We start from the raw sequence: 25,930 nt of genomic DNA on the forward strand, positions 1-25,930 counted from the left end.
CGGTCCGGTCGTTGGGAGCAGGGCGGCGGACGGGGGTGACACGGTGGAGGAACGCGGTGCGGCACTGCTGCGCCCGCCGGGGAGCGCCGCCCGTGCCACCTTCCTGGAACTCTTCTTCGACCTGGTCTTCGTCTTCGCGCTGACCCGGGTCTCCCAGCGGCTGATCAACAGCCTGCCGGCCACCGGGTGGACGCTGGCCGCCGCGGTGGGCCGTACCGTGCTGCTCTTCCTGGTGCTGTGGCTGGTGTGGACGATCACCGTCTGGGTGACCAGCCGCTACGAGCCGGAGCAGACCGTCATCCAGGCCGTCGTGGTCGGCACGATGTTCGCCAGCCTGGTCATGGGGGTGGCGCTGCCGCGGGCCCTGGAGGAGCGCGCCCTGCCGTTCGCGCTCGCGTACCTGGCGGTGATGCTCGGCCGGCCGCTGGTCGTCGCCGCGGCGCTGCACGGCCATCCGCGGCGGCTCGTCCCGCTCCGGCTGGCCGCCTGGGCGGCGGCGACCGCGCCGATCTGGGTGGCCGGGGCGCTGGGCCCCGACGACCTGCGCCTGCCGCTCTGGGCCCTCGCCCTGACCGTCGACTACGTGGCGCTGTTCACCGGCTGGCCGCTGCCCCGGCTCGGTTCGTCGCCGATTCTCGGCTGGCGGATCGCCGGCGCGCACCTGGCCGAGCGCTACCAGCAGATCTTCCTCATCGCACTCGGCGAGTCGATCCTGGTCATCGGCGTGACGTACAGCGGCGAGGAGTTCTCCGGCGACGGCGCGGGCGCTTTCGTGGTCGCCTTCGTCACCACCGCGCTGCTCTGGCGGATCTACTTCCACCGGGCCGGGCACCTGCTGGCCGAGGCGCTGCGGCTGGCGCGCGTGCCGGGCCGGCTCGGCACGTCGGCCGCGATCACCCACCTGGTGATCGTGCTCGGCGTGCTCACCGCGGCGGTCGGGTACGAGGTGGTCATCGCCGAGCCGTTCCACCGGTCCGACCCGGGCCTGCTGCTCTTCGTGGTGGGCGGGCCGCTGCTCTTCCTGGCCGGCAGGGCTCGCTTCGAGTACGAGATCTTCGGCCGAGTTTCGCTGCCCCGGATCCTCGGCGGCGGCGTGCTGCTGCTCCTCGTCCCGCTGCTGGCGCACCTTCCCGCCGTGCGGGCCCTGTCCCTGGTGGCCGCCGTGCTGGCCGCCGTGGCGCTGCTGGATGCCCGACGCAGCCGGGGGCGCCCGCCGGAGATGTCGGCCTCCCCGCTCGGGCGGAAGGGACCGGACAGCAGCGGCCCGGAGGCCTGACGCTCAGGCGGCGGTGGGGCGCGACAGCGCGGCCAGGGCCCGGCGCACGTCGGCCAGGGAGACCGTGGCGGACTCGTCGAGGTCGGCCAGGCCGGCCTCGATCCACTGCCGCATGAGCGTGGTCACCCCGATGCCGCGTGCCTCGGCGGCCGCCCGGACCCGCTCGTACGTCTCCAGCGGGAGGCGCACCGAGCGGCTGACCATCGGCACGTCGGTGTCGGGGGTGGGCAGCTCCGCGGGCTGGGTCTCGTCGATCAGGTCGGCGAGCGCGTCGCCGGCGTCGTGGAACCGCTTGGTCGCCTCGTTACGGTGCATCGTGACCGCCTCCTCGTCGGCGTGACCTCCGCACCGCGTCGTCGTAGCGCTTGGCCTCGACGTCGCTCAGTTCGCGGGCGGAGAGGATGTCCCAGTCGTTGTCGCTGCCGTCGGCCTCGGCCAGCAGCACCGCGAGGCGTCGACCCCGGTGGTCGGTCGCGTAGACCACCATGACGTCGTCCCCGAGGTGCCGGATGACCCGCCGCATGCTGTGCAGGGCCTCCCAGACTTCCCCGGGCGTGACGTCGTAGACCCGCAGGTTGGCCAACGCCTCGTCGGTGAAGCTGAACCGGTTCCCCACGGACGCAGCGTACCACGCCCGTAACACGCGCCGCCCTTGTCACGATTTTCGCCGATCAACCGTCGAGGGTGACAGGATGAGTCGTAATCCCTCGAGGAGGTCCGTGGTGAAGCGTCAGGCGTACCAGCCGATCCTGATCACCGACGCCTCGCGCAGCCAGGACGACCAGCTCACCAGCCGGCAGAAGCGCTACGTGCTGATGATGGGAATCCGGGTCGCGTGCCTGGTGCTCGGTGCGGTCCTGGTCGGCGTCAAGGCACCGCTGCTCTGGCTGTGGCTGCCGCTCTGCGCCCTCGGGATGATGCTCATCCCCTGGCTGGCGGTGCTGCTGGCCAACGACCGCCCGCCGAAGGAGCAGCACCGGCTGGCCGGGAAGCTCCAGGCCCGCCACCGCGACGAGACCCCGCCCATGTCGCTCACCGCCGAGGAGCGCCCGCACAAGGTCATCGACGCCGAGCCCTGACCGGCCCGGGCGGCAGCCGCCCGGACCGGTCCACCGTCAGGGCTGGGGCCGCGCGCCGACGGTGGTGACCGCCAGTGCGCCGAGATCGCCGGCCCGGGCCAGCGCCGCGCGCGGGTCCGCGCCGGCCAGCCACGCGGTGAGCAGGCCGGCGGCGAAGGCGTCGCCCGCCCCGGTCACGTCCACCACGGCCACCCCGGGCGCCGGGGCCGTCTCCACCAGCCCGGTCCGGTCCACCCAGACCGCGCCGGCCGCGCCCCGCTTCACCACCACCCGGTGGGCCACCGAGGTCAACGCCCGGGCCTGCGCCGCCGGGTCCAACCCGCCGGCCAGCACGGTCGCCTCGTCCGTGTTGACCAGCAGCAGGTCCACGTCGCGTACCCAGGTCAGGAAGGCCGTGCCGACCCGCCGCAGCGGGGCCGCGGAGGCCGCGTCGACGCTGGTGGTGAGCCCGCGCTCGCGGGCGGCGGCCAGCGCGCGCAGGCCCGCGCCGCGCGACCCCACGTCCAGCAGGGTGTATGCGGACAGGTGCAGATGCCCGGCGTCGGGCGCCGCCGCGACGGTCCGGTCGACGTGCCCGGTGGTCAGCCGCAGGTTCGCCCCGCGCTGGCTGACCATGGTCCGCTCCCCGTCGTGGGTGAGCACGATCACCGTGCCGGTCGGGTAGCCCTCGTGGCGCTCCACGGCACAGGTCACCCCGACCCGCTCCAGTTCGGCGACCCGCTCGCGGCCCGTCTCGTCGTCGCCGACCGCGGCGACCAGGGTGACGTCCGCCCCCTGGCCGGCGAGCCAGGCCGCGGTGTTGGCCGCCTGGCCGCCGCCGCTGAACCGGATCCCGGCCGCGGTGTCCGAGCCGGTGGCGAGAGGACCGGAGAGCACCGCGAGCACGTCGGTGATGACGTCGCCGACGACGACGATGCGGGGTGCCGGGCTCATGCCGGGGTGGCGGTGTGGCGGGTCGCCGCGGCAGCCGCGATCCGCGCCGCCAGCTCGGCGTTGCGCAGGATGATCCGCACGTTCACCGCCAGGCTGGCGCCCTCGGTGGCGGAGTGGAAGTGGGCCAGCAGGAACGGGGTCACCGCCTTGCCGGTCACCCCGTCGCGCGCCAGCATGGCCAGCCCCGTGGCCAGGGTGCGGTCGTGCAGCGCCGGGTCGAGCTGCTCGTCCACCGGCAGCGGGTTCGCCACGATCAGCCCGCCGGAGTGCACGCCCTGCTCCCGGCGGGCGGCCAGCACGTCGGCCGCCTGCTCCGGCGACTCCACCGACCAGTCCAGGTCGAAGCCGGCGTCGGTGAGGTAGAAGCCGGGGAAGCGGCGGGTGCGGTAGCCGACCACGCTCACGCCCAGGGTCTCCAGCCGCTCCAGGGTGGCGCCCACGTCGAGGATCGACTTCACCCCGGCGCAGACCACCGCGATCGGGGTCCGGGCCAGGGTGACCAGGTCGGCGGACTCGTCGAAGGTCTGCGTGGCCTCCCGGTGCACCCCGCCCAGGCCACCGGTGGCGAAGACGCCGATCCCGGCCGCCGCGGCCACCGCGCTGGTCGCCGCCACGGTGGTGGCGCCGTCCGCGCCGGTGGCGGCCGCCACGGCCAGGTCGCGCACCGAGAGCTTGCTCACCCCGTCGACCGTGGCGAGCCGGGTGAGCTGGGCGTCGTCCAGCCCCACGATCAGCTCACCGGCGACCATGCCGATGGTGGCCGGAACGGCCCCCGCGTCCCGGACCGCCTGCTCGATCTGACGCGCGACGCGAAGATTGTCCGGTCGGGGCAGGCCGTGCGAGACGATGGTGCTCTCCAGGGCGACGACCGGACGCCCGTCGCGCAGGGCGTCGGCCACCTCGGTGCCGAGACTGATGTGAAAGTTGGTCACTTCGGCTACGGTACGGGCCGCCTCCGGCGCGGGCCCAGGTGGACCGGGCCGGATCGACCTGCAAAACTGGACCGTTGGAGGTGTAGTCGTGAGTACAGAGGTTCTCGAGCGTCCCGAGCTGAAGGACGCCGACACCGGCCCGGAGATGTTCCACTACGTCCGCAAGGAGAAGATCGCGGAGAGTGCCGTCATGGGCACCTACGTGGTGGCGCTCTGCGGCGAGACCTTTCCGGTGACCAAGGCCGCCAAGCCCGGTTCCCCGGTCTGCCCGAAGTGCAAGGAGATCTACGACTCGTACCGCGAGTGATCCGGGGCGGCCGTCCCGGCCGCCCGCGTAACCTGCGGCGGTGACCACCTCCACCGCCCTGCTCTTCGCCGACCTCACCGGCGTGGCGGTCTTCGCGGCCTCCGGCGCCTCCGCGGCGGTGGCCAAGCGGCTCGACCTCTTCGGGGTGATCTTCGTCGGCGTCGTCGCCGCCCTCGGCGGCGGGATCTTCCGCGACCTGGTCATCGACGAGGTGCCCCCGCTCGCCTTCGCCGACTGGCGGTACGCGGTCACCGCGGCGGTCACCGCCGCCGCCATCTTCTGGCTGCATCCCCAGTTCGCCCGGCTGCGCACCACCGTGCTGGTGCTCGACGCGGCCGGTCTCGCCCTGTTCACCGTCACCGGCACGCTCAAGGCGCTCGACGCCCACGTGCCGGCCGTCGGCGCCTGCATGATCGGCATGCTCACGGCGATCGGCGGCGGGCTGGGCCGCGACCTGCTCACCGGCGAGATCCCGGTGGTGCTGCGCCGGGAGATCTACGCCGTGGCCGCGCTCGCCGGGTCGATCACCGTGGCGCTGCTGTCGGCGTACGGCGCGGCGACCGCGGTGCCGCTGACCGTCGCGGCCGTCTTCGTGTTCGCGCTGCGCCTGGTGTCGCTGCGCCGCCGCTGGTCCGCCCCGGTGCCCACGATGCGACCGCCGCGCACCGGCGCCCGGGGACCGCAGGTCTGAGCCCCGCGGCGGGGTGGGCGGATGTGACCAGCGTGGCGTCGAGTGGGGCGGACGGCCCTCGCTGGTTATGCTGAGCCGGCCTTCGCGGCACCGGATGCGCGAGGGCCTTTTCATGGGCGGCCGCACCCGTGGCCCTCGGCCCGGGTCCGCCGTTGTGCGGTCGGAGAGGAGCTACGCGTGGCACCGCGGTTGCCGGCGCTCGACACGTTCCCGCCCCTGCGTGCCTGGCAGCGCAAGGCGATGGTGGAGTACCTGCGCCGCCGCACCGACGACTTCACGGCGGTCGCCACACCCGGCGCCGGCAAGACCACGTTCGCCCTGCGGATCGCCGCCGAGCTGCTGAACGACGGCACCGTCGAGGCGGTCACCGTGGTCGCGCCGACCGAGCACCTGAAGACCCAGTGGGCCGAGTCCGCCGCCCGGGTCGGCATCCAGCTCGACGCCGCCTTCCGCAACGCCGACCTGCACTCCGCGGCCGACTTCCACGGCGCGGTCGTCACGTACGCCCAGGTCGGCATGGCGCCACAGGTGCACCGGCGGCGCACCATGACCCGGCGCACCCTGGTGATCCTCGACGAGATCCACCACGCCGGTGACTCACGCACCTGGGGCGACGGCGTCAAGGCGGCCTTCGAGCCCGCCGTACGCCGGCTGATGCTCACCGGCACGCCGTTCCGCTCCGACGACAACCCGATCCCGTTCGTCAGCTACGAGCGGGGCGGGGACGGGCTGCTCCGCTCCCGCGCCGACTCGGTCTACGGCTACTCCGACGCGCTGCGCGAGGGCGTGGTCCGGCCGGTGCTCTTCCTGGCGTACTCGGGGGAGACCCGGTGGCGCACCAACGCCGGCGAGGAGCTGGCCGCCCGGCTGGGCGAGCCGATGACCCAGGACCTCATCGCGCAGGCCTGGCGGACCGCGCTGGACCCGGCGGGCGACTGGATGCCGCAGGTGCTGCGCGCGGCCGACGCCCGCCTGACCGTGCTCCGCAACAACGGCATGCCCGACGCCGGCGGTCTGGTGATCGCCAGCGACCAGCAGGTGGCCCGCTCGTACGCCAAGCTGCTGGAGCAGGTGACCGGTGAGAAGGCCGCCGTGGTGCTCTCCGACGACCAGGGCGCCTCCGCGCGGATCGCGACGTTCGCGGCCTCCGAACAGCGCTGGCTCGTCGCGGTGCGGATGGTGTCCGAGGGCGTCGACATCCCCCGGCTGGCCGTCGGCGTCTACGCGACCAGCGCCAGCACCCCGCTCTACTTCGCGCAGGCGATCGGCCGGTTCGTCCGGGCCCGCCGCCCCGGCGAGACCGCCTCGGTCTTCCTGCCCAGCGTGCCGCACCTGCTCGGCCTGGCCAGCGAGATGGAGGCCGAGCGGGACCACGTGCTCGGCAAGCCGAAGGACTCCGACGGCCTCGACGACGACCTGCTGGAGCGTGCCCAGCGGGACGACCAGGCCAGCGGCGAGCTGGAGAAGCGGTTCGCGGCGCTCTCCGCGACCGCCGAGCTGGACCAGGTGATCTTCGACGGGGCCTCGTTCGGCACGGCCGCCCAGGCGGGCACCCCGGAGGAGGAGGAATACCTCGGCCTGCCCGGGCTGCTCACCGCCGACCAGGTCTCCATGCTGCTCACCAAGCGGCAGGCCGAGCAGCTTGCCGCGCAGCGGCGCCGGGCCACCCAGCGGGCCGCTGAGCCGGCCGCTGCGGCCCCGTCGGCGGCCCCGCCACCGATGAGTGCCGCCCAGCGCCGGGTGGCCCTACGACGGCAGCTGAACGCCCTGGTGGCCGCCCGCCACCACCGCACCGGCCAGCCCCACGGCAAGATCCACGCCGAACTCCGCCGCCTCTGCGGCGGCCCGCCCAGCGCCCAGGCAACGATCGAGCAGCTCGAAGAACGCATCGCCACGGTCCAGACCCTCTGACCGGTCTGGCCCCCGGCCGGACGGTTGGGGTGGGTGCGCAAAAGCCGGCCGGAGGTCCCTGGGGACCTCCGGCCGGCTTTATGTCGAGTTGCGGATTCTTCGTACTCAGTTCGCCATCAGATCGGCGCCACGCCAGCTGAACTCGGGGTCCGACGCGTAGCGCACGGTGATCTTCACGAGATCCTCCGCGTACTTGTTCGCGTGGTGCCCACAGAACACCAGCTCGCTCCCACCCGCCAGAGTGATCCGGAGCTTGCCGGCAGCATTGCAGCGGTCGCACCGTTCATCGGCGGCCGGGGGGCTCACCGTCTCGGGCGGCGGCGTGAGGGTCGGGGTCATCGCCTTCCTCCTCTGGTCGTCACCGATGAACACTCTCTTCGGTTGCTCACCTATCGTGCAACACCCTTCTCGGGCCCTGCCTTCCCTGTGTGCCCGTCGGGGACGGAGGTCACACCTGGCGTGGGAGACAGTGTGCCGTGCACCAAGGGTGCCACGTCAACGATCACAAACGGGCAACCGTCAGGTCACCGGTGAGTGTTCTACGGCTGGTGATCAAACCGACACGTCTGGTTGACGCGTGCCGGTCAGTCCAGGTAGTCGCGGAGCACCTGGGAACGCGAGGGGTGCCGCAACTTGGACATGGTCTTGGATTCGATCTGCCGGATGCGCTCCCGGGTCACGCCGTACACCTGGCCGATCTCGTCCAGGGTGCGCGGCTGGCCGTCGGTGAGGCCGAAGCGCAGGCGTACCACGCCCGCCTCGCGCTCGGACAGCGTCTGGAGGACCTGCTGGAGCTGGTCCTGCAGCAGCGAGAACGACACCGCGTCGACCGCGACGACGGCCTCGGAGTCCTCGATGAAGTCGCCGAGCTGGCTGTCACCCTCGTCACCGATGGTCTGGTCGAGCGAGATGGGCTCCCGGGCGTACTGCTGGATCTCCAGCACCTTCTCCGGTGTGATGTCCATCTCCTTCGCCAGCTCCTCCGGCGTGGGCTCGCGGCCCAGGTCCTGGAGCAGCTCGCGCTGGATCCGGCCAAGCTTGTTGATCACCTCGACCATGTGCACCGGGATGCGGATGGTGCGGGCCTGGTCGGCCATGGCGCGGGTGATGGCCTGGCGGATCCACCAGGTGGCGTAGGTGGAGAACTTGTAGCCCTTGGTGTAGTCGAACTTCTCGACGGCGCGGATCAGGCCGAGGTTGCCCTCCTGGATGAGGTCGAGGAAGGCCATGCCGCGACCGGTGTAGCGCTTGGCCAGCGAGACGACCAGCCGGAGGTTGGCCTCCAGCAGGTGGTTCTTGGCCCGCTCGCCGTCCCGGGAGATCCACATCAGGTCGCGCTGCATGTCGCGGGTGAGCTTCTCCTCGCCCTCGTCGGCGGCGCGCAGCCGCTCGGCGGCGTAGAGGCCGGCCTCGATCCGCTTGGCGAGCTCGACCTCCTGCTCGGCGTTGAGCAGCGGCACCTTGCCGATCTGCTTCAGGTACGCCCGCACGGAGTCGGCGGAGGCGGTCAGCTCGGCGTCCCGGCGCGCCTGCTTGAGCGCCTCGGACTCCTCGTCGTCCCATTCGAAGTCGTTGTCGGTGGCGGAGCTGGCCGCGTCGGCCTCGGCGGCCTGGGTCAGCTCGGCCGGCTCCTCGACCACCACGTCCTCGATCTCGGCGGCCAGTTCCTCCGGCGAGATCTCGCCCTCGGCGCCCTCGCCCTTCGCGCCGTCCTTGGCCGGCTTCGCCGCCGCGTTCTTGGCGGCCACGGTGGCCTTGGTGGCACGGGTGGTCTTGGTGGCCTTCGCCGGGGCGGCGGTCTTGGCCGCCACCTCGGCGGTGGTGCCGGTGGCGGAGCCGATGGCGCCGGCGGCCTTCTTGGTGGTCTTGGCGGTGGTGGCCCGGGACGCCGGGGTGGCGGACCGGGCGGCGGCCACCCGGCGGCGGGTGCTCGCGGAGCCGTCCACGACCACCGTCACGCCCGCCTCGGAGAGCGCACGGAGGATCTTCTTGGCCTGGGCCGGGGTCACCTCAGCGGACTCGACGGTGCGCGCGAGCTGGGCCGACGTGAGCTGGCCGCCGGCGCTCTGCGCGTGGGCGATCAGGGTGTCGGTGAGCGAGCGAACGTCGGCGCCGGGCTGGCGGGGTTCTGTCACGAATGACCTTCCGGAGGCGAAGAGCGAGCACGGCCGGGTCGTCCGGCACGGCAAGGAACGCGGTGTCGGGCGATGTCGTTGAGGGACCCCCGTGTCCCGGGCCGGCCGGTCGCTGGCGGTCCGTGGCGCGTGGGCAGGGTGAATTGTAACGCCGTCTGCCGCGATCATCCTGCGCCGCACGGCGGACCGGCCGTACGGACCACCGATCAGGCGCAGTTGTGGACTTTGTAAGGATGATACCCGCGCACGAACCGGCAGGTCCGCGTCGTGCCGGAAGGGGACGAACATGATCGCCTCGGCACCTACGCCGCAGGAACTGCTCACGATCGCCGTCGAGGTGGCGCGGGACGCCGCGGCCACCGCGCACCGGATGCGGGCCGAGGGGGTCTCGGTCGCCGCGACCAAGAGCACCGTCACCGACGTGGTCACCGCCGCCGACCGGGCGGTGGAGCGGCAGGTGCTGGAGGCGCTGCGGACGGTGCGCCCCGGCGACGCCGTGCTGGGCGAGGAGTACGGCGCGGGGGAGACCGGCCCGGCCGCCGAGGACGGGGTGCGCTGGATCGTCGACCCGATCGACGGGACCGTCAACTATCTCTACGGGCTGCCGTACTGCGCGGTGTCCCTGGCGGCGGAGGTGGCCGGTGAGGTCGTCGCCGGGGTGGTGCGCAACGTGGCCACCGGCGAGGAGTGGACCGCCACGGCGGGCGGCGGCGCGTGGCGGGACGGGCGGCGGCTGAGCTGCTCCGCCGAGACCGACCTCGGACAGGCGCTGGTGGCGACCGGGTTCGGCTACGACGCCGGGCGCCGGGCGCACCAGGCCCGGGTGGTCGCCGAGCTGATCCCGCAGGTGCGGGACATCCGCCGGATGGGCGCCGCCGCGCTCGACCTCTGCCTGGCCGCCGAGGGCCGGGTGGACGCCTACTACGAGAAGGGGCTGGCCGCCTGGGACCTCGCCGCGGGCGGGCTGGTCGCCCGGGAGGCCGGGCTGCTGGTGACCGGGCTGTCGGGCCGGCCGCCCGGTCCGGACCTGGTGCTCGCCGCGCCGCCGGCGCTGCACGAGCCGCTGCACAGCCGGCTCGCCGCCCTGGACGCCTCCGGCGGCCCGTGACCGGTCCGCCCGGACGTACGAAAAGAGTGGCCGCCCCGCCGGGGGGAGGCCACTCTTTCGCGCTGGCGGGTCGACCGAACGGCCGGCTACTTCACCGGGCCCGCGCAGGTGCCGGTCGGCGCCTGCGGCGAGCCGAGGTCGCCCAGGGACTGGTTGACCTCGGTGGTGGTGGCCAACTGCTGGAAACGGTCGCCCAGGATCACGTCGACCGTGTCGTCCTTGCGCTTCAGGTCGGGTTCCAGCTTGGCCTCGTTGAGGAAGTAGGCCCGCAGCAGGTGCGCGGAGCCGACACCCTTGGGGCCGTAGCGCAGCACCGCCACGCCCTCCACGGCCTTGGGGGCGTTGGCCTCCTTCTTGACCTGGAACTTGCGGTTGCGGAAGTCGTCCGCGATGCTGCCGGCCAGCCCGGCCTCTTCGGTGCCGTTGTAGACGTTGATCTTGACGTCCTTCTGCTCGCGCAGGCGAACGTCGGCGATCGGCCAGCCCTCGGGGCAGTCCGCGGCGGTGCCGGCCTTGCTCTGGGTGTCGCGGACCAGCGCGACGACGACGATGACCAGGGCGATGACCGCCAGCAGTCCGACGACAACGAGTGCCCGCACTCGTGCAAAACTCATTCTGGGCGCTCCCCGGACGTGATTGGGTGGCGGCGGCCGCCGGCGGTCGGTCCGCCCCGCCGGCCGTCGAGTACGCCGCTGAGGTTAACGGTTGTCCGGCCGTCGCGTGGAAACAGTCCGACATGCCGGCGCGCCACCGGGGGAACGGGTACTACTACCCCTATCTTCGTGTCGCCTGAGTCACATTGGGAACAACTTCGGGCGCAGGGGCGTACATCTCTGCCGCGAGGGCGGTATACATGCCTCGCCCAAAGGGGGGGTAAGGTTCCGCGCTCGCTGGGGGAGTTCCTTCCTGGCGGTCCCGGCCCACGGTCGGGTCGGGTGACCGACACTTCTGGTGGCCGGCCAGCGGAACCGAAACAGCGTCGTCCGGCGTTACAACCGGAAGCGACCATATCGATATGGGAGAGTGAAACCGATGGCCACCGACTACGACGCCCCGCGTCGCGACGAGGTCGACCTCGGCGAGGACAGCCTGGAAGAGCTCAAGGCCCGGCGCGTCGACACACAGTCGGGCGCCGTGGACGTCGACGAGGCCGAGGTGGCCGAGAGCTTCGAGCTGCCCGGCGCCGACCTGGCCGACGAGGAGCTCACGGTCAAGGTGCTACCGATGCAGCAGGACGAGTTCCGGTGCGCCCGCTGCTTCCTGGTCCACCACCGCAGCCAGCTGGCGGTCGAGCGCAACGGCGAGCTGATCTGCCGCGAGTGCGTCTGACCTCGACCCGAGACACCGGCGGCGGCCTCCTCGACGGGGCCGCCGCTTATCGAGCCGCCGTGCGGGGGTGGCCGGAAGCTGCTTGACTCGTACCGGCGGGGATGACGCCCGCGCGGAGCAGGAGGGCGGACGGGTGAGCGAGCGCAGCGAGCGGGCCGACGGGCCGGGCGCCGACGACAGCGGCGCCGACCGGCCGACCGACGCGACGCCCCCCGCGGGCGCCGCCGAGTCCGCGCCGCCCGGCGCGGACGCCGACCAGCTCGGCGCGACCGTCGCCGCGCTGACCGCCGACGATCTCGCTCCGGGCCGCCGTCGGCAGCTGCTCACCCGGCTGGTCGGCCAGGCCCGCGCCCGCGGCCTCACCGATCTGTACAAGCCGAAGGCCGCGGTCCGCTGGATGGCCGACACCGTCGCCGAGATCGCCCCGCGCGTGCCGATCCGCGACCTGGCCACGCTCCGGAAGCACTTCCCCGGCCTGGACGACGAGGCCCTCGCCGACCGGCTGATCCGCAACGCGTCCCGGGCCACCGCCGGCGTCGGCGCGGCCGGCGGAGGCGTGGCGGCGGTCGAGTGGGCGGTCACCCCGACCCTGCTCTCCGCCCCGGTGCTGCTGGCCGCCGAGACGGTCGCCGTCGTGGCGATCGAGCTGAAGCTGATCGGCGAGCTGCACGAGGTGCACCGGTTGCCGGTGCCCGCCGGCGGCCCGCAGCGTGCCGTGTCGCTGGTGCAGTCCTGGGCCACCCAGCGCGGGGTCAACCCGATGATGCCGGGCGTCGGGGTCAGCGCGGTGCTCGGCACCGCGGCCCGCCGCGAGCTGCGCGACAGCCTGCTGCGCCGCTTCGGCCGCAACCTCACCACGCTCGGCCCGTTCCTGACCGGCGCCGCCGTGGCCGGCTACCTCAACCGGCGGGCCACCCGCACCCTCGGCGACCAGCTCCGCAAGGACCTCCGACACCAGGCCCGCGCCCTGCCCGGCACGCACCCCTGACCAGGGGACGACGCGGGCGGGGTCAGGCGGCGTCGCGAGCGGCGATCAGGGCCGCGGCCAGCTCGACCGGGCGGCGCGAGCTGACCACCCAGAACGGGGTGGGGTCGTCGGGGTCGTCCAGCACCACCTGCACGGCGCCGCCGACCCAGGGGCGCTGCACCACGAAGGCGAGCGGGTCGGCGCCGACGCCGAGCACCTCGCGCCGGCCGGCCGCGTCCAGCGGCACCGCGTCCGCGACGTGGCGCACCGGCAGGTGCGCGTCGTCGACCCGCAGCTCACCGGCCCGCACCTCGACCCGGATCCGGCCCAGCCACCACAGCGTGGCGGCCGCCGCCGGGAGCAGCAGCACGAACGGCAGCCAGGCCCGGACGCCGGTCGCGCCCATCCACAGCTCGGCGGCGAGCAGCCCGGCCAGGGCCAGGCCGACCGGCCAGGCCCACCAGGGCAGCCCGAGGCGCTCCGAGTAGTCCGGGGCGGCGGCCACCGGGGCGGCCGAGGATGACGACTGACGCACATCACGAGGGTACGGCGCGCGGCCGGCCGCCGAACCGGCAGGATGGCAGGGTCACCCCCGCAAGGACCGGACGGAAGAGGATGACCGTGACAGACGTCGTACCCGTGCCCGTGCGGCAGCTCGACCCGGAACTGCCGCTGCCGGCGTACGCCAATCCCGGCGACGCGGGCGCGGACCTGGTGGCCGCCGCGGACGTGGAGCTGCCGCCCGGCGGGCGGGCCCTGGTGCCGACCGGCGTGGCCATCGCGCTGCCGGAGGGCTACGTCGGCCTGGTGCACCCCCGATCGGGGCTGGCGGCCAGGCTCGGCGTGACGGTGCTCAACGCGCCCGGTACGGTCGACGCCGGCTACCGGGGTGAGATCCTGGTCAACCTGATCAATCATGATCGGGAGACGCCGGCGAAGATCAGCCGGGGCGACCGGATCGCGCAACTCGTGGTCCAGCGCGTCGCCCGGGCCGAGTTCCAGCCGGTGGTCGAGCTGCCCGCGTCCCGGCGCGGGACCGGCGGGCACGGCTCCACCGGCGGGCACGCCGGGCTGGTCCCGGCTCCGGCGGGCGGGCGGACGGAAGAGGTGGCAGGGTGAGTGCGAACAGCGGAGGGTGGGCGCAGTGATCTTCTCCCGTAAGCGGGCCGAGGGCGCGCGGCACGCGCGTGACGAGCGGGACACCGGGGTCCTCGACACCGAGGAGACCCCGCAGCCGTCGGCCCGCGGCCCCTACGACCTGGCCGAGGCGCCCGACGCGCCCCGGCTCGACCTGGGCAGCCTGCAGATCCCTGCGGTCCCGGAGGTCGAGGTGCGGGTGCAGGCCGACCCGCAGGGCGTGATCCAGCAGGTGGTGCTGGTGCACGGCGAGAACGCCCTCCAGCTCGGCGTCTTCGCGGCCCCCCGCTCCGAGGGCATCTGGGACGAGGTGCGCGAGGAGATCCGGCAGTCGCTGTTCAACGACGGCGCGGCCGCCCAGGAGGTCGAGGGGGAGTACGGCACCGAGCTGCGGGCCCGGGTCCGCACCCCGGACGGCATCACCGACCTGCGCTTCGTCGGCATCGACGGGCCGCGCTGGATGGTGCGCGGGGTCTACCAGGGCGCGGCCGCCACCAGCCCCGACGCCGCCGGCCCTCTCGCGGCCTGCCTCGACGGCCTGGTCGTCGACCGCGGCCAGGAGGCCAAGCCGGTCCGCGAGCCGCTGCCGCTGCGGCTGCCCCGCGAAATGGCCGAGCAGGCCGAGCAGCAGGGCGCGCCGTAACAGCGCGAGGTCTGAGCACCGCGATCCGGGCCCGGTCGAGTCGGCGTGACGCCGGCGACGCCGGGCCCGTCGCGCGTCCGGCCCCGGCCGCGGTACGCCCCGACGCCGGTCCCGCCGGCGTGCCGGATCGGCGTACGCTGGCGGGACGGTTCCGCCATCCGCGGGGCCGCGCCGGCGCGGCCGGCCGATCCAGGGAGCCGGCGCGGGCCGGCCGGGGTGGAGAGGTGACGCGGAGGTCATGACGACCGACGAGAGCCGGGTGTCGCTGCGGCGGTTCCTGCAACGGCTCACCGCGAGCGAGGCCGAGATCGAGGCGCAGGAGCTGCAACGGGAGAGCGCCGAGTGCGGCGGCGTGCCGGCCCGCCAGTGCATGCGCGGCCAGGTGGTCTCGGTCACCGGGCGGCTGCGCACGGTGGTCTACACGCCCCGGACCAACCTGCCCACGCTGGAGGCCGACCTCTACGACGGCAGCGACGTGGTGACCCTGGTCTGGCTGGGCCGGCGGCACATCGCCGGCATCGAGCCGGGCCGGCACCTGACCGCCCGCGGGCGGGTGGCCGTACGGGACGACCGCAAGGTGATCTACAACCCGTACTACGAGCTGGAGTCGCCGAAGTGACGACCGGACAGCACACCGAGCCGGAGCTCGGGCCGGAGGACGCGCCGCTGCCCGGCATCGCCGAGCAGATGGCCGACCAGCTCGGCGGCTGGCGGGGTCTGGTCGAGTCGAGCATCCCCGTGGTGGTCTTCGTGATCGCCAACGTGGTGGGCGACCTGCGCCCCGCGGTGATCGCCTCGGTGGCGGTGGCCCTGCTGATCGCCGGGCTGCGGCTGGCTCAGCGCCGGCCGGTGCGGCACGCGGTCAACGGCCTGTTCGGCATCGCCATCGGCGCGGCCATCGCCTGGCGCACCGGCGACGAGCGCGACTTCTACCTGCCCGGCATCCTCTACGGCATCGGCTACGGCCTGGCCCTGCTGCTCTCGGCGGCGATCCGGCAGCCGCTGGTCGGCTGGATCTGGTCGGTGCTGGTGGCCAAGGGCCGCTCCGAGTGGCGGGACGACCCGCGGCTGGTGCGCACCTTCACCCAGCTCACCGTGCTCTGGGGCGTGGTGTGGCTGGCCAAGGTGGGCGTGCAGGCCGGGCTCTACCTGGCCCACCAGGACACCGCGCTGGGCGTGGCCCGGCTCGCCCTGGGCTACCCGCCGTACGCGCTGCTGCTGCTGATCACCGTCTGGGTGGTGCGCCGGGTGACCCGGGAGCCCGCGCCGGAGCCGCTGCCGGGGGCCTGAGCCCCCGGGCGGCGGTCGGTCAGGACCGCTCCCGCTTGCGCTCGACGCTGGGCGGGCCGAGGATCACCGCCCGGACCTCGTCCTCCACGGCGGCGGTGCACACGAAGATCAGCTCGTCGCCGGCCTCGATGGGGTCGTCCGGGCTGGGCACCAGCACCCGCTTGCCGCGCAGGATCGCCACCAGCGCCGCGTCCCGGGGGAGCGGCACCGCGTGGATGGGCTGCCCGACGTAGGGCGCGGTGGGCGGCAGGGTGATCTCGACGAGGTTCGCCTCGCCCTGGCGGAAGGTCATCAGCCGGACCAGGTCGCCGACGGTGACCGCCTCCTCGACCAGCGCGGCCATCACCCGCGGCTTGCTCACCGCGACGTCGACGCCCCACTGCTCGGTGAAGAGCCACTCGTTCTCGGCCCGGTTGACCCGGGCCACCACGCGGGGCACCGCGAACTCGGTCTTGGCCAGCAGCGACACCACGAGGTTGACCTTGTCGTCGCCGGTGGCGGCCACGACCACCTCGCAGCCGGCCAGGTTGGCCTCCTCCAGGCTGGCCAGCTCGCAGGCGTCGGCGAGCACCCAGTCGGCGGCCGGCACCCGGTCGGGGCGGAGCATCTTGGGCTGCCGCTCGATCAGCATCACCTGGTGGCCGTTGTCGATCAGCTCCTGGGCGATCGACCGGCCCACGTTGCCCGCGCCGGCGATGGCGATGCGCATGCTCACTGCCCCCCTTCGGGCGGCGCCGCCGCCACCGACGTGACCGAGCCGGTGATGTCGTCGGTCACCAGCATGAAGACCTGGTCGCCCTCCTGCACCACCGTGGAGGCGGTGGGCAGCGTGCCGATCCCGAACCGGATCAAATAGGCCACCCGGGCTCCGGTGGCCTCCTCGAGGTGCCGCAGGGACCGGCCGATCCAGTCCTTGTGCACCGGCACCTCGATGATCGACACCGTGCTGGTCGGGTCGCGGAACATCTCCACGTTGCCCTCGGGGACCAGGTGCCGCAGCATGCGTTCGGCCGTCCAGCGCACGGTGGCCACGGTGGGGATGCCGAGGCGCTCGTAGACCTGGGCGCGGCGCTGGTCGTAGATGCGCGCGGCCACCCGGGACACGCCGAAGGTCTCCCGGGCCAGCCGGGCCGAGATGATGTTGGAGTTGTCGCCGCTGGAGACCGCGGCGAACGCGTCGGCGCGCTCGATGCCGGCCTGCCGCAGCACCTCGCCGTCGAAACCGGCGCCGGTGACCGTGATGCCGGAGAAGTCCGGCCCGAGACGGCGGAACGCGTCCGCGTCCTGGTCGATCACCGCCACCGAGTGCCCCCGGGACTCCAGGCTCTGGGCCAGGGTCGACCCGACCCGGCCACAGCCCATGATCACGACATGCACGGTGTCCGCTCCTCCCACGGTGCCGCACGCTGGCCCGTCGACTGCGAGCCTGCCACGTCCCCGCGCCCGGCGGGGGACCGACCGTACCGCGCGGGCGAGAAGCCACCCCCACCGCCCGGGGCGGTGTGGTCGTACTCTTGGCGCTTGTGGCCAGACCCACCTCGCTGCTGAAGCGACTCCTCCTCGGTCGACCGTTCCGGTCCGACCGACTCCAGCACACCCTCCTGCCGAAGCGCATCGCGCTGCCGGTCTTCGCCTCCGACGCGCTCTCCAGCGTCGCCTACGCCCCCGACGAGATCCTCCTGACGCTCTCCATCGCGGGCGCGTCGGCCTTCATCTTCTCCCCGTGGATCGCGCTCGCGGTCGTCGTGGTGATGCTCACCGTGGTGGCCAGCTACCGGCAGAACGTGCACGCCTACCCCTCGGGCGGCGGGGACTACGAGGTGGCGACGGTCAACCTCGGGCCGCGGGCCGGGCTCGCGGTGGCCAGCGCGCTGCTGGTCGACTACGTGCTGACCGTGGCGGTGTCGGTCTCCTCGGGCGTCGCGAACCTCGGCTCGGTGGTGCCGTTCGTGGCCACCCACAAGGTCCTCATCGCGGTCAGCGCGGTGGTGCTGCTGACCGCCATGAACCTGCGCGGCCTGCGCGAGTCCGGCACCGCGTTCGCCATCCCCACCTACGGCTTCGTGATCGTCATCGGCGGCATGCTGCTGACCGGGCTGGTCCGGATCTTCATCCTCGGCCACGACCTGCGCGCGCCGAGCGCCGGGCTGGAGATCCACGCCGAGCACAGCGTGACCGGCTTCGCGTTGATCTTCCTGTTGCTGCGCACCTTCTCCTCCGGCTGCGCGGCGCTCACCGGCGTCGAGGCGATCTCCAACGGCGTGCCCGCGTTCAAGACCCCCAAGTCGAAGAACGCGGCGACCACCCTGCTGCTGCTCGGCACCATCGCGGTCAGCATGCTGGTCGGGATCATCTGGCTGGCCAAGCTGACCGGTCTCCAGTTCGTCGAAGACCCGGCGCAGATCGTCTCCGGGCCGGACGGCTACGTGCAGAAGACCGTCACCGCGCAGCTCGGCGAGACCGTCTTCGGTAACGGCTCGGTGCTGCTCTACGTGGTGGCCGGGATGACCGCGCTGATCCTGTTCCTGGCCGCGAACACCGCCTTCAACGGCTTCCCGGTGCTCGGCTCGATCCTGGCGCAGGACCGCTACCTGCCCCGCCAGCTGCACACCCGGGGCGACCGGCTGGCCTTCTCCAACGGGATCGTCTTCCTGGCCGTCGCCGCCGTGGTGCTGATCATCGGCTTCCAGGCCGAGGTGACCCGGCTCATCCAGCTCTACATCGTCGGGGTGTTCGTCTCGTTCACCCTCTCCCAGCTCGGCATGATCCGGCACTGGAACCGGCACCTGCGCACCGAGCGGGACCCGGAGGCGCGATCCCGAATGATCCGCTCCCGGGCGATCAACGCGTTCGGCATGGCCATGACCGGCGTGGTGCTGGTCATCGTCCTGCTCACCAAGTTCCTGCTCGGCGCCTGGATCGCGATCGCCGCCATGGCGATGATCTACCTGGTCATGCTGGCCATCCGCCGGCACTACGACCGGATCGCCGCCGAGCTGGAGCCGACCGAGCAGCGCGCCGTGCTGCCCGCCCGCAACCACGCCATCGTGCTGGTCAGCAAGCTGCACCAGCCGACCCTGCGGGCCATCGCGTACGCGCGGGCGACCCGACCGGACACGCTCACGGCGGTGACGGTGAACGTGGACGAGAAGGACACCCGGGACCTCCAGGCCGACTGGGAGCGGCGTGAGCTGCCGGTGCCGCTGACCGTGGTCGACTCGCCGTACCGGGAGATCACCCGGCCGATCCTCAACTTCGTCGCGTCGGTCCGCCGCGAGTCGCCCCGCGACGTGGTCACCGTCTTCATCCCGGAGTACGTGGTGGGCCGCTGGTGGGAGAACCTGCTGCACAACCAGAGCGCGCTGCGCCTCAAGGGCCGGCTGCTCTTCGAGCCGGGCGTGATGGTCACCAGCGTGCCCTGGCAGCTCGCCTCGACCGCCAGCAAGAACCTGGACCGGCTGGACGCCACGCTCACCCGTGGCCCGGCGCGCGGCCCCCGGGTGGTGCCGCGCAGCACCCTGCCGCCCACCGTCCCGCCGGTGGTCTCCGCACCGCCCGGCGAGAGCGGCGCGGGGGAGCGCCCGTGACCGCGCCGGCCCGCAGCGGGCTGGAGGAGGCGCAGCGGGTCGAGCTGACCGTGGACGCGGTCGCCCCGGGCGGGCACTGCGTGGCCCGGGTCGACGGCCAGGTGGTCTTCGTCCGGCACGCGTTGCCCGGCGAGCGGGTCGTGGCCGAGGTGACCGAGCTGCACCGGGGCTTCGCCCGCGCCGACGCCGTGGAGATCCTCACCGCCTCACCGGACCGGGTGGAGCAGCCCTGCCCGTACGCGAAGCCGGGCCGGTGCGGCGGCTGCGACCTCCAGCACGTCACCCCGGCCGCCCAGCTCGACTGGAAGCTCGCCGTGGTGCGCGAGCAGCTCACCCGGCTGGGCGGCCTCACCGACGACCAGGTCGACGCGCTGGGCGTCCGGGTCGAGGCGCTGCCCGGCGGGCAGCTCGGCTGGCGCTCCCGGGTCCGCTACGCGGTCGACGCGGCCGGCCGGGCCGGGCTGCTGAAGCACCGCTCGCACGAGGTGGTGCCGATCGACCGCTGCCTGATCGCCCACCCGGCCATCCAGGAGCTGCCGGTGCTCACCCCGAGCGGGGCGAGCTGGCCGGACGCCGACGCCGTCGAGACGGTCGCCTCGACGGGCGGGGACGTCAGCGTCGTCGCGTACGCCGAGGGGGTCCCCACCCCGGTCAGCGGCCCGGCCGACGTGCGCGAGGTGGCCGCCGGTCGGGACTGGACGCTGCCCGCGTCCGGCTTCTGGCAGGTGCACCCGGCCGCCGCCGACACCCTCGTCGGCGCCGTGCTCGACCTGCTCGACCCGCGCCCCGGCGAGACCGCCTGGGACCTCTACGGCGGCGCGGGCCTGTTCGCCGCGGCCCTCGCCGGCCGGGTCGGCGACGCCCGGGTCACGCTGGTCGAGTCGAGCCAGAGCGGCGTGGACGCGGCCCGTGCCAACCTGGCCGATCTGGCCCGGGTCGAGGTGGTCGCCGCCCGGGTGGAGACCGCGCTGGCCCGCCGCCGGGTCACCGGCCCGGTCGACCTCGTGGTGCTCGACCCGCCGCGCTCCGGCGCGGGCGCCCCGGTGGTGCGGGACATCGTCGCGGCCCGCCCGCGCGCGGTCGCGTACGTGGCGTGCGACCCCGCCGCCTTCGCCCGGGACGTGCGCACCTTCACCGGGGCCGGCTGGCGGCTCGCCGCGCTGCGCGGCTTCGACCTGTTCCCGATGACCCAGCACGTCGAGCTGGTCGGCCTGTTCCTGCCGCCCGGCGAGTGACTAGCCTGGCCCGATGAAGATCGTCGGGCTGATGTCGGGGACCTCCTACGACGGGGTGGACGTGGTGGCGGCCGAGTTCATCCGGGACGGGGACACGGTGACCCTGTGCCCGCTCGGGCACCGCAGCCTGGACTACCCCGACGACCTGCGGGCCGAGATCGGCGCGCTGCTGCCCCCGGCGGCCACCACCATCGAGGCGGTCTGCCGGCTGGACAACCGTCTCGGCGAGGTCTTCGCCGAGGCGGCGGCGGCCGGCGTCGAGCTGGCCGGTGGCACCGCCGACGCGGTGGTCTCGCCCGGGCAGACCGTCTTCCACTCGGTCGAGGCGGGCCGGGTGCGGGGCACCCTCCAGCTCGGCGCGCCGGCCCGGGTGGCGGCCCGGGTGGGCGTACCCGTGTTGCACGACCTCCGGTCCGCGGACGTGGCGGCCGGCGGCCAAGGCGCGCCGCTGGTCCCGGCCTTCGACGCGCTGCTGCTCGACGCGGCCGGCGGGCCGCGGGCGGCGCTCAACCTCGGCGGCATCGCCAACCTCACCGTGGTCGCTCCCGGGGCGCCGGTCCTCGGGTACGACGTGGGTCCCGCGAACGCCCTCCTGGACGCCGCGGCCCGCCGCTTCCTGGACCGCCCCTGCGACACCGACGGGGTGCGGGCGGCGGCAGGTCGGGTGCACGACGGGCTGCTGGCGCTGCTGCTCGCCGAGCCCTACTACGCCGCGCCCCCGCCCAAGTCCACCGGCAAGGAGCTGTTCCACGGCGGCTACCTGGACGACCGGCTCGCCGCCCTGGGCGAGCCGGTGGCCGCCGACGACGTGCTCGCCACGCTCACCGAGCTGACCGCCCGGACGGTCGCCGACGCCTGCGACCGGCACGGGGTGACCGAGGTCGTCGCCGCCGGCGGGGGAGTGCGCAATCCCACACTCCGGGGCCGGCTCGCCGCCCTGGGGGAGGGCCGCTGGCGGCTGCGCACCACCGACGAGCTGGGGGTGCCGGCCCAGGCCAAGGAGGCGTACGCGTTCGCCCTCCTCGGGTGGCTCTCCTGGCACGGGTTGCCCGGCGCCATCCCCTCGGTCACCGGGGCCTCCCGGGCCGCCGTGCTGGGGTCCTGGACCCCCTCCGGCCCGCCGTCGGCCGCCGCACCGCCGGTTGCGCCCCTCCGGCTGGTCGTCAGGCCCTCATAAGCGGTCTGACCTGGGAAGATCCACGGCCGGGCTGCGGGCTGTCGGGTGGCCGATAGACTCTTCGGTCATGAGTGTTGAAGAGGGCACGGCCAACCACGGTCGGCTGCTGGGAACCGTCCGCGGCCCGCAGGACGTGAAGCGGATGACGGCCGAGCAGCTGGACATCCTCGCCGCCGAGATCCGGGACTTCCTGATCGCCAAGGTCTCCCGCACCGGCGGGCACGTCGGCCCCAACCTGGGCGTGGTCGAGCTGACCCTGGCCATGCACCGGGTCTTCGACTCGCCGCGCGACCGCCTCCTGTTCGACACGGGCCACCAGGCCTACGTCCACAAGATCGTCACCGGGCGGCAGGACGGCTTCGACAAGCTCCGCCAGCGCGGCGGCCTCTCCGGCTACCCGAGCCAGGCCGAGAGCGAGCACGACCTCGTGGAGAACTCGCACGCCTCCACCGCCCTGTCCTACGCCGACGGGCTCGCCAAGGCGTACGCGCTGCGCGGCGAGAAGCGCAGCGTCGTCGCCGTCGTCGGCGACGGCGCCCTCACCGGCGGCATGTGCTGGGAGGCGCTGAACAACATCGCCACCGCCGGCAACCCGCTCGTGATCGTGGTCAACGACAACGGCCGGTCCTACTCGCCGACCATCGGCGGCCTCGCCGACCACCTGTCGTCGCTGCGGCTCAACCCGAGCTACGAGAAGGTGCTCGACACCGTCAAGGACGCGCTCGGCTCGACCCCGCTGGTCGGCAAGCCGATGTACGAGGTGCTGCACGCCGTCAAGAAGGGCATCAAGGACGCCGTCGCGCCGCAGGCCATGTTCGAGGACCTGGGCATCAAGTACGTCGGCCCGGTCGACGGCCACGACGTCCCTGCGATCGAGTCGGCGCTGCGCGCCGCCAAGAACTTCGGCGGCCCGGTGATAGTGCACGCGGTCACCCGCAAGGGCTACGGCTACCGCGCCGCCGAGGAGGACGAGGCGGACCGCCTGCACGGCCCGGGCGGCGCGTTCGACATCGAGACCGGCAAGCTGCTCGCCGCGCCGTCGGTGAAGTGGACCCACGTCTTCGCCGACGAGCTGGTCACCATCGCCGACGAGCGCCCCGACGTCGTCGGCATCACCGCCGCCATGGCCGAGCCCACCGGCATCGCCACCCTGGCCCGCAAGTACCCCAACCGGGTCTACGACGTGGGCATCGCCGAGCAGCACGCCGCCACCTCGGCGGCCGGCCTCGCCATGGGCGGCCTGCACCCGGTGGTCGCCGTCTACGCCACCTTCCTCAACCGCGCCTTCGACCAGGTCCTGCTCGACGTGGCCATGCACAAGCTGCCGGTCACCTTCGTGCTCGACCGCGCCGGCATCACCGGCCCCGACGGGCCCAGCCACTACGGCATCTGGGACATGTCCGTGTTCGGCGTGGTGCCCGGCCTGCGGGTTGCGGCACCCCGCGACTCGGCCACCCTCCGCGAGGAACTGCGCGAGGCGGTCGCCGTCGACGACGGGCCGACCATCCTGCGCTTCCCGACCGGCACCGTCGCCGCCGACCTCCCGGCCGTGCGCCGCGTCGGCCCCGTCGACGTGCTGGCCGAGTCGCCGCGCAAGGACGTGCTGCTGGTCGCGGTGGGCTCCTTCGCCGCGCTCGGCATGGAGGTCGCCACCCGGGTCGCCGAGCAGGGGTACGGGGTGACCGTGGTCGACCCGCGCTGGGTGCGGCCCGTGCCGGCCGAGCTGGTCGAGCTGGCCGCCGGTCACCGGCTCGTCGTGACCGTCGAAGACGGCGTGCGGGTCGGTGGCGTGGGCTCCGCCCTCGCGCAGGCCATGCGGGACGCCGACGTCCTGGTGCCGGTGAAGGACCTCGGTGTGCCGGCAGACTGGCACCCGCACGGCACCCGGGCGCAGATCCTCGCGGACCTCGGGCTGACGGCCCAGGACGTGGCCCGCAACGTCACCGGGTGGATCTCGGGGCTGGACGCGCAGTCCGTCGAGACCACCGCCGACAAGGCCACCGCGAAGAACTGATCTCCGCTACGCGAACGGGCGGCCCTGCTACCTGCCGGGCCGCCCGTTTGCATCGGTGACCCGGCTGGGCCTGAGCACTCTCGGCTATCCAGCCGCCGATCGTTGAGGCTGCCCATCGTCGCTCGCGGTCTCCACCAGGTACGCAGCCTTCAACAGGTCCCGAGCGCGGAAGTAGGCGACTGGGTCGTCGGACCAGAGATCCGGCTGCATACGCCCTTCAAGCTCCGCGACGGCCAGAACGAGAAGGTGCCGTTGCTCCGATGTCAGATCGCCACCCGACGACAGAACAGCGGCAACGAGGACGTCGACCGTGTTGCCGGCGTCGTGAGCTGTCACTCTCAACGTGGGAAGGCGGCTCCGGCTCCAATACCGCAGGGCGGACAAGGCGGCCGACCTGGCCGCGCCGTACCAAATCGGCGGAGAGCCGTTCGGGTTACGAGCTTGAACGGGAGGAATCCGTTGGCCACATTGCTTGGCCTGGCGGCGTCTGTGCGCGTAGTCGCGCATGTCCGCATGCCATTCGGCGCGGCTGGCCTCTATCGCGTTGAGCGCCTTCAGGAGCGCGTCCTCGTCACGCTGAAAGGGACCGGCAATCTCCTCAAGGAAGCCCAGTGTCGCCTGGAATCCGATCGGTCGGTAGAGCTGGACGCAGGACCGCAGAGCCGACACGCGGAGGCCGTAGGGCAGAGACCTGTCGCGGACCTTCCGCGCGTAGACGCCGAAGCTCATCGAGGGACGCACTCGGTGAGGGTGAATTGGCGGTGGTCGTCGGTGGGGTGGACGGTCACGGCGACGGTGCTTCCGTCTTCGAAGCGCAGCGCGAAGACAGGGTCCTGGTCGCAGAGGACGGCGAAGCCGTCCCGTTCCTCGTCGGTGTCGCTGACCACGCGGCCTTGAGCGTTCCAGCCGGTGTCGTCGGCGGTGACCACGACGGCCACTTCGACGCTGCCGAGAAGGTTCGATCTGTTGGCCCACCAGTCCAGCCAGCAGCGGCCCTCGAAGCCGTCCATTCCGATCACCCTTTGGAAGTGCATCGCACAGCGACCTGTCATCGCGCGGGGCCGGAAGCCTAACCCATCGGTGTGGTGGATCTACTCTGCGACGAAAACGCCCACGCCGGGCAGGGTCTCGGTCATCCCCTTGATCCGTAAGACCTGCATCGCCCGGTCGATCACCGGCTCCGTGACCCCGTAGTGCTCGATCAACTCTCGCCGGCTCGGCAGCTTGGAGCCGGGCGGGAACTCGCCGGTCGCGATGCGTTCGGCGAGGTCGTCGGCGATCTGCTCGTAGCGGTAACGCGGTGGCACGGTGTTCCCCTCGGTTGGCAACACGAGTAGACCACCTACGTCAGCCCTTGACTACCCAACGGTACCTATGGGAGGTTGCCGAGGAGGTCGATTCCCCCGGTTGGCGCTGTGGGCCGTCCTCGCCGGCGTGGATGTCCGGCGCATCCCCCGTGACCGGGCATCCACGTCCCCTACCAACTGAGGCATGAGGAGAGGCAGTGCGCAGTTCGGCTGGTCAGGGCGGGCAGACCCTCGCTCGGATGACAACGGCAAGCCGATGAAGCGCGTCTCCTACGACGAATATCTCCTGGCGGTGGCGCTGACGTTGGCGCGCCGTCATCGGCCCGTCTGGTCGTGGCGGCACTGGCGGCGCGTCTGCCGTTGCGGAGCTGACCTCCCGTGCCGGAGCCGCCACGTCATTCCGATCAGCCGCGGCCACTGGCCGAACCAGGACGACCCGCGATGACGACCCACGTGCCCGTGACACCGGCCTGGGCCTGCGGTGGCTGCGGTGCCGACTGGCCCTGCCCGACGCGCCGCCGGGAGCTGCGAGCGGAGTACGACGGCGCCCCGGTGTCGCTCGCCCTCTACCTGGCCGCCCAGCTTGTCCACGCCACCCGGGACCTGGCCCACGTCCCCGCCGGCCACCTGCATTACCGCTTCCTCGGCTGGACAAGATGAGCATCGTGCGACCCGGCGACGAGAAGTTCCACTACAGCGACGGCTCCCACAGATGGATCCCGCCCGACCCGGACTACGACCAGGAGTCCTGGAACGAGCAGGTCCGCCAGCACAAGCAGGCCCACCTGAGAAACGAGCGCCCGAAAGTCCGCCTCCACCGCCTCGTCTGAGAGGCCCGGGAGGGATCTTGGTAGGAAACGGCCCCCATAGGG

31 protein-coding genes are annotated in these 25,930 nt (G+C 73.2%); 18 read left to right on the forward strand and 13 right to left on the reverse strand.

Translation table 11 applies throughout. The features are described 5' to 3' along the window. Positions 1-43 precede the first annotated feature (43 nt). Positions 44-1,276, forward strand: a complete 1,233-nt coding sequence (locus F8274_RS06520) for a low temperature requirement protein A (protein WP_151461375.1) — start codon at positions 44-46, stop codon at positions 1,274-1,276. Between the two features lie 3 nt (positions 1,277-1,279). Here F8274_RS06520 and F8274_RS06525 read toward each other — a convergent pair whose 3' ends face one another. Both F8274_RS06525 and F8274_RS06530 read right to left on the reverse strand, forming a co-directional pair. Next, positions 1,280-1,591, reverse strand: coding sequence for a hypothetical protein (locus F8274_RS06525; protein ID WP_151461376.1), 312 nt, complete (start codon positions 1,589-1,591; stop codon positions 1,280-1,282). Further along, positions 1,581-1,892, reverse strand: coding sequence for a hypothetical protein (locus F8274_RS06530; protein ID WP_225853628.1), 312 nt, complete (start codon positions 1,890-1,892; stop codon positions 1,581-1,583). Before F8274_RS06530 ends, F8274_RS06525 begins: the two co-directional genes overlap by 11 nt. 106 nt (positions 1,893-1,998) lie before the next feature. Here F8274_RS06530 and F8274_RS06535 point away from each other — a divergent pair, with 106 nt between their 5' ends. Next, complete coding sequence (locus F8274_RS06535; protein ID WP_151461410.1) at positions 1,999-2,355, forward strand: DUF3099 domain-containing protein; 357 nt, start codon at positions 1,999-2,001, stop codon at positions 2,353-2,355. Positions 2,356-2,391: 36 nt separating this feature from the next. Here the strand turns inward: F8274_RS06535 and F8274_RS06540 are convergent, their stop codons facing one another. After that, complete coding sequence (locus F8274_RS06540) at positions 2,392-3,288, reverse strand: carbohydrate kinase family protein (protein ID WP_151461378.1); 897 nt, start codon at positions 3,286-3,288, stop codon at positions 2,392-2,394. Continuing rightward, on the reverse strand, positions 3,285-4,220 hold the full coding sequence (locus F8274_RS06545; protein WP_151461379.1) for a pseudouridine-5'-phosphate glycosidase: 936 nt from the start codon (positions 4,218-4,220) through the stop codon (positions 3,285-3,287). The genes F8274_RS06540 and F8274_RS06545 overlap by 4 nt, the downstream gene beginning before the upstream one ends. An 88-nt stretch (positions 4,221-4,308) precedes the next feature. Here F8274_RS06545 and F8274_RS06550 point away from each other — a divergent pair, with 88 nt between their 5' ends. The 3 genes from F8274_RS06550 to F8274_RS06560 all read left to right on the forward strand — a co-directional run bounded on the left by F8274_RS06550 (position 4,309) and on the right by F8274_RS06560 (position 7,129). Further along, positions 4,309-4,527 carry a DUF3039 domain-containing protein gene (locus tag F8274_RS06550; protein WP_088946800.1) on the forward strand — a complete coding sequence of 73 codons (219 nt, stop codon included), beginning with the start codon at positions 4,309-4,311 and terminating at the stop codon, positions 4,525-4,527. Between the two features lie 40 nt (positions 4,528-4,567). Next, the gene (locus tag F8274_RS06555; RefSeq protein ID WP_151461380.1) at positions 4,568-5,218 is read left to right on the forward strand and encodes a trimeric intracellular cation channel family protein; all 651 of its coding nucleotides are present in this window, start codon (positions 4,568-4,570) and stop codon (positions 5,216-5,218) included. A gap of 177 nt (positions 5,219-5,395) precedes the next feature. After that, complete coding sequence (locus F8274_RS06560) at positions 5,396-7,129, forward strand: DEAD/DEAH box helicase (RefSeq protein WP_151461381.1); 1,734 nt, start codon at positions 5,396-5,398, stop codon at positions 7,127-7,129. Positions 7,130-7,234: 105 nt separating this feature from the next. Here the strand turns inward: F8274_RS06560 and F8274_RS06565 are convergent, their stop codons facing one another. After that, complete coding sequence (locus tag F8274_RS06565; protein ID WP_013284786.1) at positions 7,235-7,468, reverse strand: hypothetical protein; 234 nt, start codon at positions 7,466-7,468, stop codon at positions 7,235-7,237. A 245-nt stretch (positions 7,469-7,713) separates the two neighbouring features. Next, entirely contained in the window at positions 7,714-9,264 is a 1,551-nt protein-coding gene (locus F8274_RS06570) for an RNA polymerase sigma factor (protein WP_151461382.1), read from the reverse strand. A 286-nt stretch (positions 9,265-9,550) separates the two neighbouring features. On the opposite strand from F8274_RS06570, the gene F8274_RS06575 reads away from it, so the two are divergent. After that, positions 9,551-10,372 carry an inositol monophosphatase family protein gene (locus tag F8274_RS06575; RefSeq protein ID WP_151461383.1) on the forward strand — a complete coding sequence of 274 codons (822 nt, stop codon included), beginning with the start codon at positions 9,551-9,553 and terminating at the stop codon, positions 10,370-10,372. An 86-nt stretch (positions 10,373-10,458) separates the two neighbouring features. Here F8274_RS06575 and F8274_RS06580 read toward each other — a convergent pair whose 3' ends face one another. Further along, the gene (locus tag F8274_RS06580; protein ID WP_192579732.1) at positions 10,459-10,971 is read right to left on the reverse strand and encodes a LytR C-terminal domain-containing protein; all 513 of its coding nucleotides are present in this window, start codon (positions 10,969-10,971) and stop codon (positions 10,459-10,461) included. 433 nt (positions 10,972-11,404) lie between these two features. On the opposite strand from F8274_RS06580, the gene F8274_RS06585 reads away from it, so the two are divergent. Further along, the gene (locus F8274_RS06585) at positions 11,405-11,701 is read left to right on the forward strand and encodes a DUF4193 domain-containing protein (protein WP_091269374.1); all 297 of its coding nucleotides are present in this window, start codon (positions 11,405-11,407) and stop codon (positions 11,699-11,701) included. 133 nt (positions 11,702-11,834) lie between these two features. Beyond that, complete coding sequence (locus F8274_RS06590; RefSeq protein WP_151461385.1) at positions 11,835-12,689, forward strand: hypothetical protein; 855 nt, start codon at positions 11,835-11,837, stop codon at positions 12,687-12,689. Between the two features lie 22 nt (positions 12,690-12,711). On the opposite strand, the gene F8274_RS06595 is transcribed toward F8274_RS06590, so the two are convergent. Continuing rightward, positions 12,712-13,203, reverse strand: coding sequence for a DUF3093 domain-containing protein (locus tag F8274_RS06595; RefSeq protein WP_151461386.1), 492 nt, complete (start codon positions 13,201-13,203; stop codon positions 12,712-12,714). 86 nt (positions 13,204-13,289) lie between these two features. On the opposite strand from F8274_RS06595, the gene dut reads away from it, so the two are divergent. The 4 genes from dut to F8274_RS06615 all read left to right on the forward strand — a co-directional run bounded on the left by dut (position 13,290) and on the right by F8274_RS06615 (position 15,738). Next, a complete protein-coding gene (gene dut / locus F8274_RS06600; protein WP_192579733.1) occupies positions 13,290-13,787 on the forward strand; it encodes a dUTP diphosphatase in 498 nt (165 codons plus the stop codon). A gap of 25 nt (positions 13,788-13,812) precedes the next feature. After that, on the forward strand, positions 13,813-14,448 hold the full coding sequence (locus F8274_RS06605) for a DUF3710 domain-containing protein (protein WP_151461388.1): 636 nt from the start codon (positions 13,813-13,815) through the stop codon (positions 14,446-14,448). Positions 14,449-14,686: 238 nt separating this feature from the next. Continuing rightward, entirely contained in the window at positions 14,687-15,067 is a 381-nt protein-coding gene (locus F8274_RS06610) for an OB-fold nucleic acid binding domain-containing protein (protein ID WP_151461389.1), read from the forward strand. After that, positions 15,064-15,738: a DUF3159 domain-containing protein gene (locus F8274_RS06615; protein WP_151461390.1), complete on the forward strand. Its 675-nt coding sequence runs from the start codon at positions 15,064-15,066 to the stop codon at positions 15,736-15,738. Before F8274_RS06610 ends, F8274_RS06615 begins: the two co-directional genes overlap by 4 nt. A 19-nt stretch (positions 15,739-15,757) precedes the next feature. On the opposite strand, the gene F8274_RS06620 is transcribed toward F8274_RS06615, so the two are convergent. Beyond that, complete coding sequence (locus F8274_RS06620) at positions 15,758-16,447, reverse strand: TrkA family potassium uptake protein (protein ID WP_151461391.1); 690 nt, start codon at positions 16,445-16,447, stop codon at positions 15,758-15,760. A 2-nt stretch (positions 16,448-16,449) separates the two neighbouring features. Continuing rightward, positions 16,450-17,115, reverse strand: a complete 666-nt coding sequence (locus tag F8274_RS06625) for a TrkA family potassium uptake protein (RefSeq protein WP_151461392.1) — start codon at positions 17,113-17,115, stop codon at positions 16,450-16,452. Between the two features lie 146 nt (positions 17,116-17,261). On the opposite strand from F8274_RS06625, the gene F8274_RS06630 reads away from it, so the two are divergent. The 4 genes from F8274_RS06630 (at position 17,262) to dxs (ending at position 23,751) form a co-directional block, all read left to right on the forward strand. Then, positions 17,262-19,325, forward strand: coding sequence for an APC family permease (locus F8274_RS06630; RefSeq protein ID WP_151461393.1), 2,064 nt, complete (start codon positions 17,262-17,264; stop codon positions 19,323-19,325). Further along, positions 19,322-20,560 carry a class I SAM-dependent RNA methyltransferase gene (locus F8274_RS06635; protein WP_151461394.1) on the forward strand — a complete coding sequence of 413 codons (1,239 nt, stop codon included), beginning with the start codon at positions 19,322-19,324 and terminating at the stop codon, positions 20,558-20,560. Before F8274_RS06630 ends, F8274_RS06635 begins: the two co-directional genes overlap by 4 nt. 13 nt (positions 20,561-20,573) lie before the next feature. Continuing rightward, positions 20,574-21,737: an anhydro-N-acetylmuramic acid kinase gene (locus tag F8274_RS06640; RefSeq protein WP_151461395.1), complete on the forward strand. Its 1,164-nt coding sequence runs from the start codon at positions 20,574-20,576 to the stop codon at positions 21,735-21,737. Positions 21,738-21,804: 67 nt separating this feature from the next. Beyond that, positions 21,805-23,751, forward strand: a complete 1,947-nt coding sequence (gene dxs / locus F8274_RS06645; protein WP_151461396.1) for a 1-deoxy-D-xylulose-5-phosphate synthase — start codon at positions 21,805-21,807, stop codon at positions 23,749-23,751. Positions 23,752-23,835: 84 nt separating this feature from the next. Here the strand turns inward: dxs and F8274_RS06650 are convergent, their stop codons facing one another. From F8274_RS06650 to F8274_RS06660, 3 genes are all read right to left on the reverse strand, one after another. Next, positions 23,836-24,480: a hypothetical protein gene (locus F8274_RS06650; protein WP_151461397.1), complete on the reverse strand. Its 645-nt coding sequence runs from the start codon at positions 24,478-24,480 to the stop codon at positions 23,836-23,838. Further along, positions 24,477-24,761, reverse strand: coding sequence for a hypothetical protein (locus tag F8274_RS06655; RefSeq protein WP_151461398.1), 285 nt, complete (start codon positions 24,759-24,761; stop codon positions 24,477-24,479). Before F8274_RS06655 ends, F8274_RS06650 begins: the two co-directional genes overlap by 4 nt. 81 nt (positions 24,762-24,842) lie before the next feature. Then, complete coding sequence (locus F8274_RS06660) at positions 24,843-25,058, reverse strand: GntR family transcriptional regulator (RefSeq protein ID WP_225853629.1); 216 nt, start codon at positions 25,056-25,058, stop codon at positions 24,843-24,845. A 441-nt stretch (positions 25,059-25,499) separates the two neighbouring features. Between F8274_RS06660 and F8274_RS06670 the strand changes: the two genes are divergently transcribed. Both F8274_RS06670 and F8274_RS31170 read left to right on the forward strand, forming a co-directional pair. Then, positions 25,500-25,718, forward strand: a complete 219-nt coding sequence (locus tag F8274_RS06670; protein WP_151461399.1) for a flavin reductase — start codon at positions 25,500-25,502, stop codon at positions 25,716-25,718. Continuing rightward, positions 25,715-25,888: a hypothetical protein gene (locus F8274_RS31170; protein WP_192579729.1), complete on the forward strand. Its 174-nt coding sequence runs from the start codon at positions 25,715-25,717 to the stop codon at positions 25,886-25,888. The genes F8274_RS06670 and F8274_RS31170 overlap by 4 nt, the downstream gene beginning before the upstream one ends. The last annotated feature ends 42 nt before the right edge of the window (positions 25,889-25,930 follow it).

Source organism: Micromonospora sp. AMSO31t (assembly GCF_008868175.1).
Lineage (GTDB): Bacteria > Actinomycetota > Actinomycetes > Mycobacteriales > Micromonosporaceae > Micromonospora.

Coding starts and splice junctions, on each gene's coding strand:
- F8274_RS06525 (WP_151461376.1), bottom strand. CDS start 1,591: ATGCACCGTAACGAGGCGACCAAGCGGTTCCACGACGCCGGCGACGCG.
- F8274_RS06540 (WP_151461378.1), bottom strand. CDS start 3,288: ATGAGCCCGGCACCCCGCATCGTCGTCGTCGGCGACGTCATCACCGAC.
- F8274_RS06565 (WP_013284786.1), bottom strand. CDS start 7,468: ATGACCCCGACCCTCACGCCGCCGCCCGAGACGGTGAGCCCCCCGGCC.
- F8274_RS06575 (WP_151461383.1), top strand. CDS start 9,551: ATGATCGCCTCGGCACCTACGCCGCAGGAACTGCTCACGATCGCCGTC.
- F8274_RS06585 (WP_091269374.1), top strand. CDS start 11,405: ATGGCCACCGACTACGACGCCCCGCGTCGCGACGAGGTCGACCTCGGC.
- F8274_RS06610 (WP_151461389.1), top strand. CDS start 14,687: ATGACGACCGACGAGAGCCGGGTGTCGCTGCGGCGGTTCCTGCAACGG.
- F8274_RS06620 (WP_151461391.1), bottom strand. CDS start 16,447: ATGCGCATCGCCATCGCCGGCGCGGGCAACGTGGGCCGGTCGATCGCC.
- F8274_RS06640 (WP_151461395.1), top strand. CDS start 20,574: ATGAAGATCGTCGGGCTGATGTCGGGGACCTCCTACGACGGGGTGGAC.
- dxs (WP_151461396.1), top strand. CDS start 21,805: ATGAGTGTTGAAGAGGGCACGGCCAACCACGGTCGGCTGCTGGGAACC.
- F8274_RS06650 (WP_151461397.1), bottom strand. CDS start 24,480: ATGAGCTTCGGCGTCTACGCGCGGAAGGTCCGCGACAGGTCTCTGCCC.
- F8274_RS06655 (WP_151461398.1), bottom strand. CDS start 24,761: ATGGACGGCTTCGAGGGCCGCTGCTGGCTGGACTGGTGGGCCAACAGA.
- F8274_RS06670 (WP_151461399.1), top strand. CDS start 25,500: ATGACGACCCACGTGCCCGTGACACCGGCCTGGGCCTGCGGTGGCTGC.
- F8274_RS31170 (WP_192579729.1), top strand. CDS start 25,715: ATGAGCATCGTGCGACCCGGCGACGAGAAGTTCCACTACAGCGACGGC.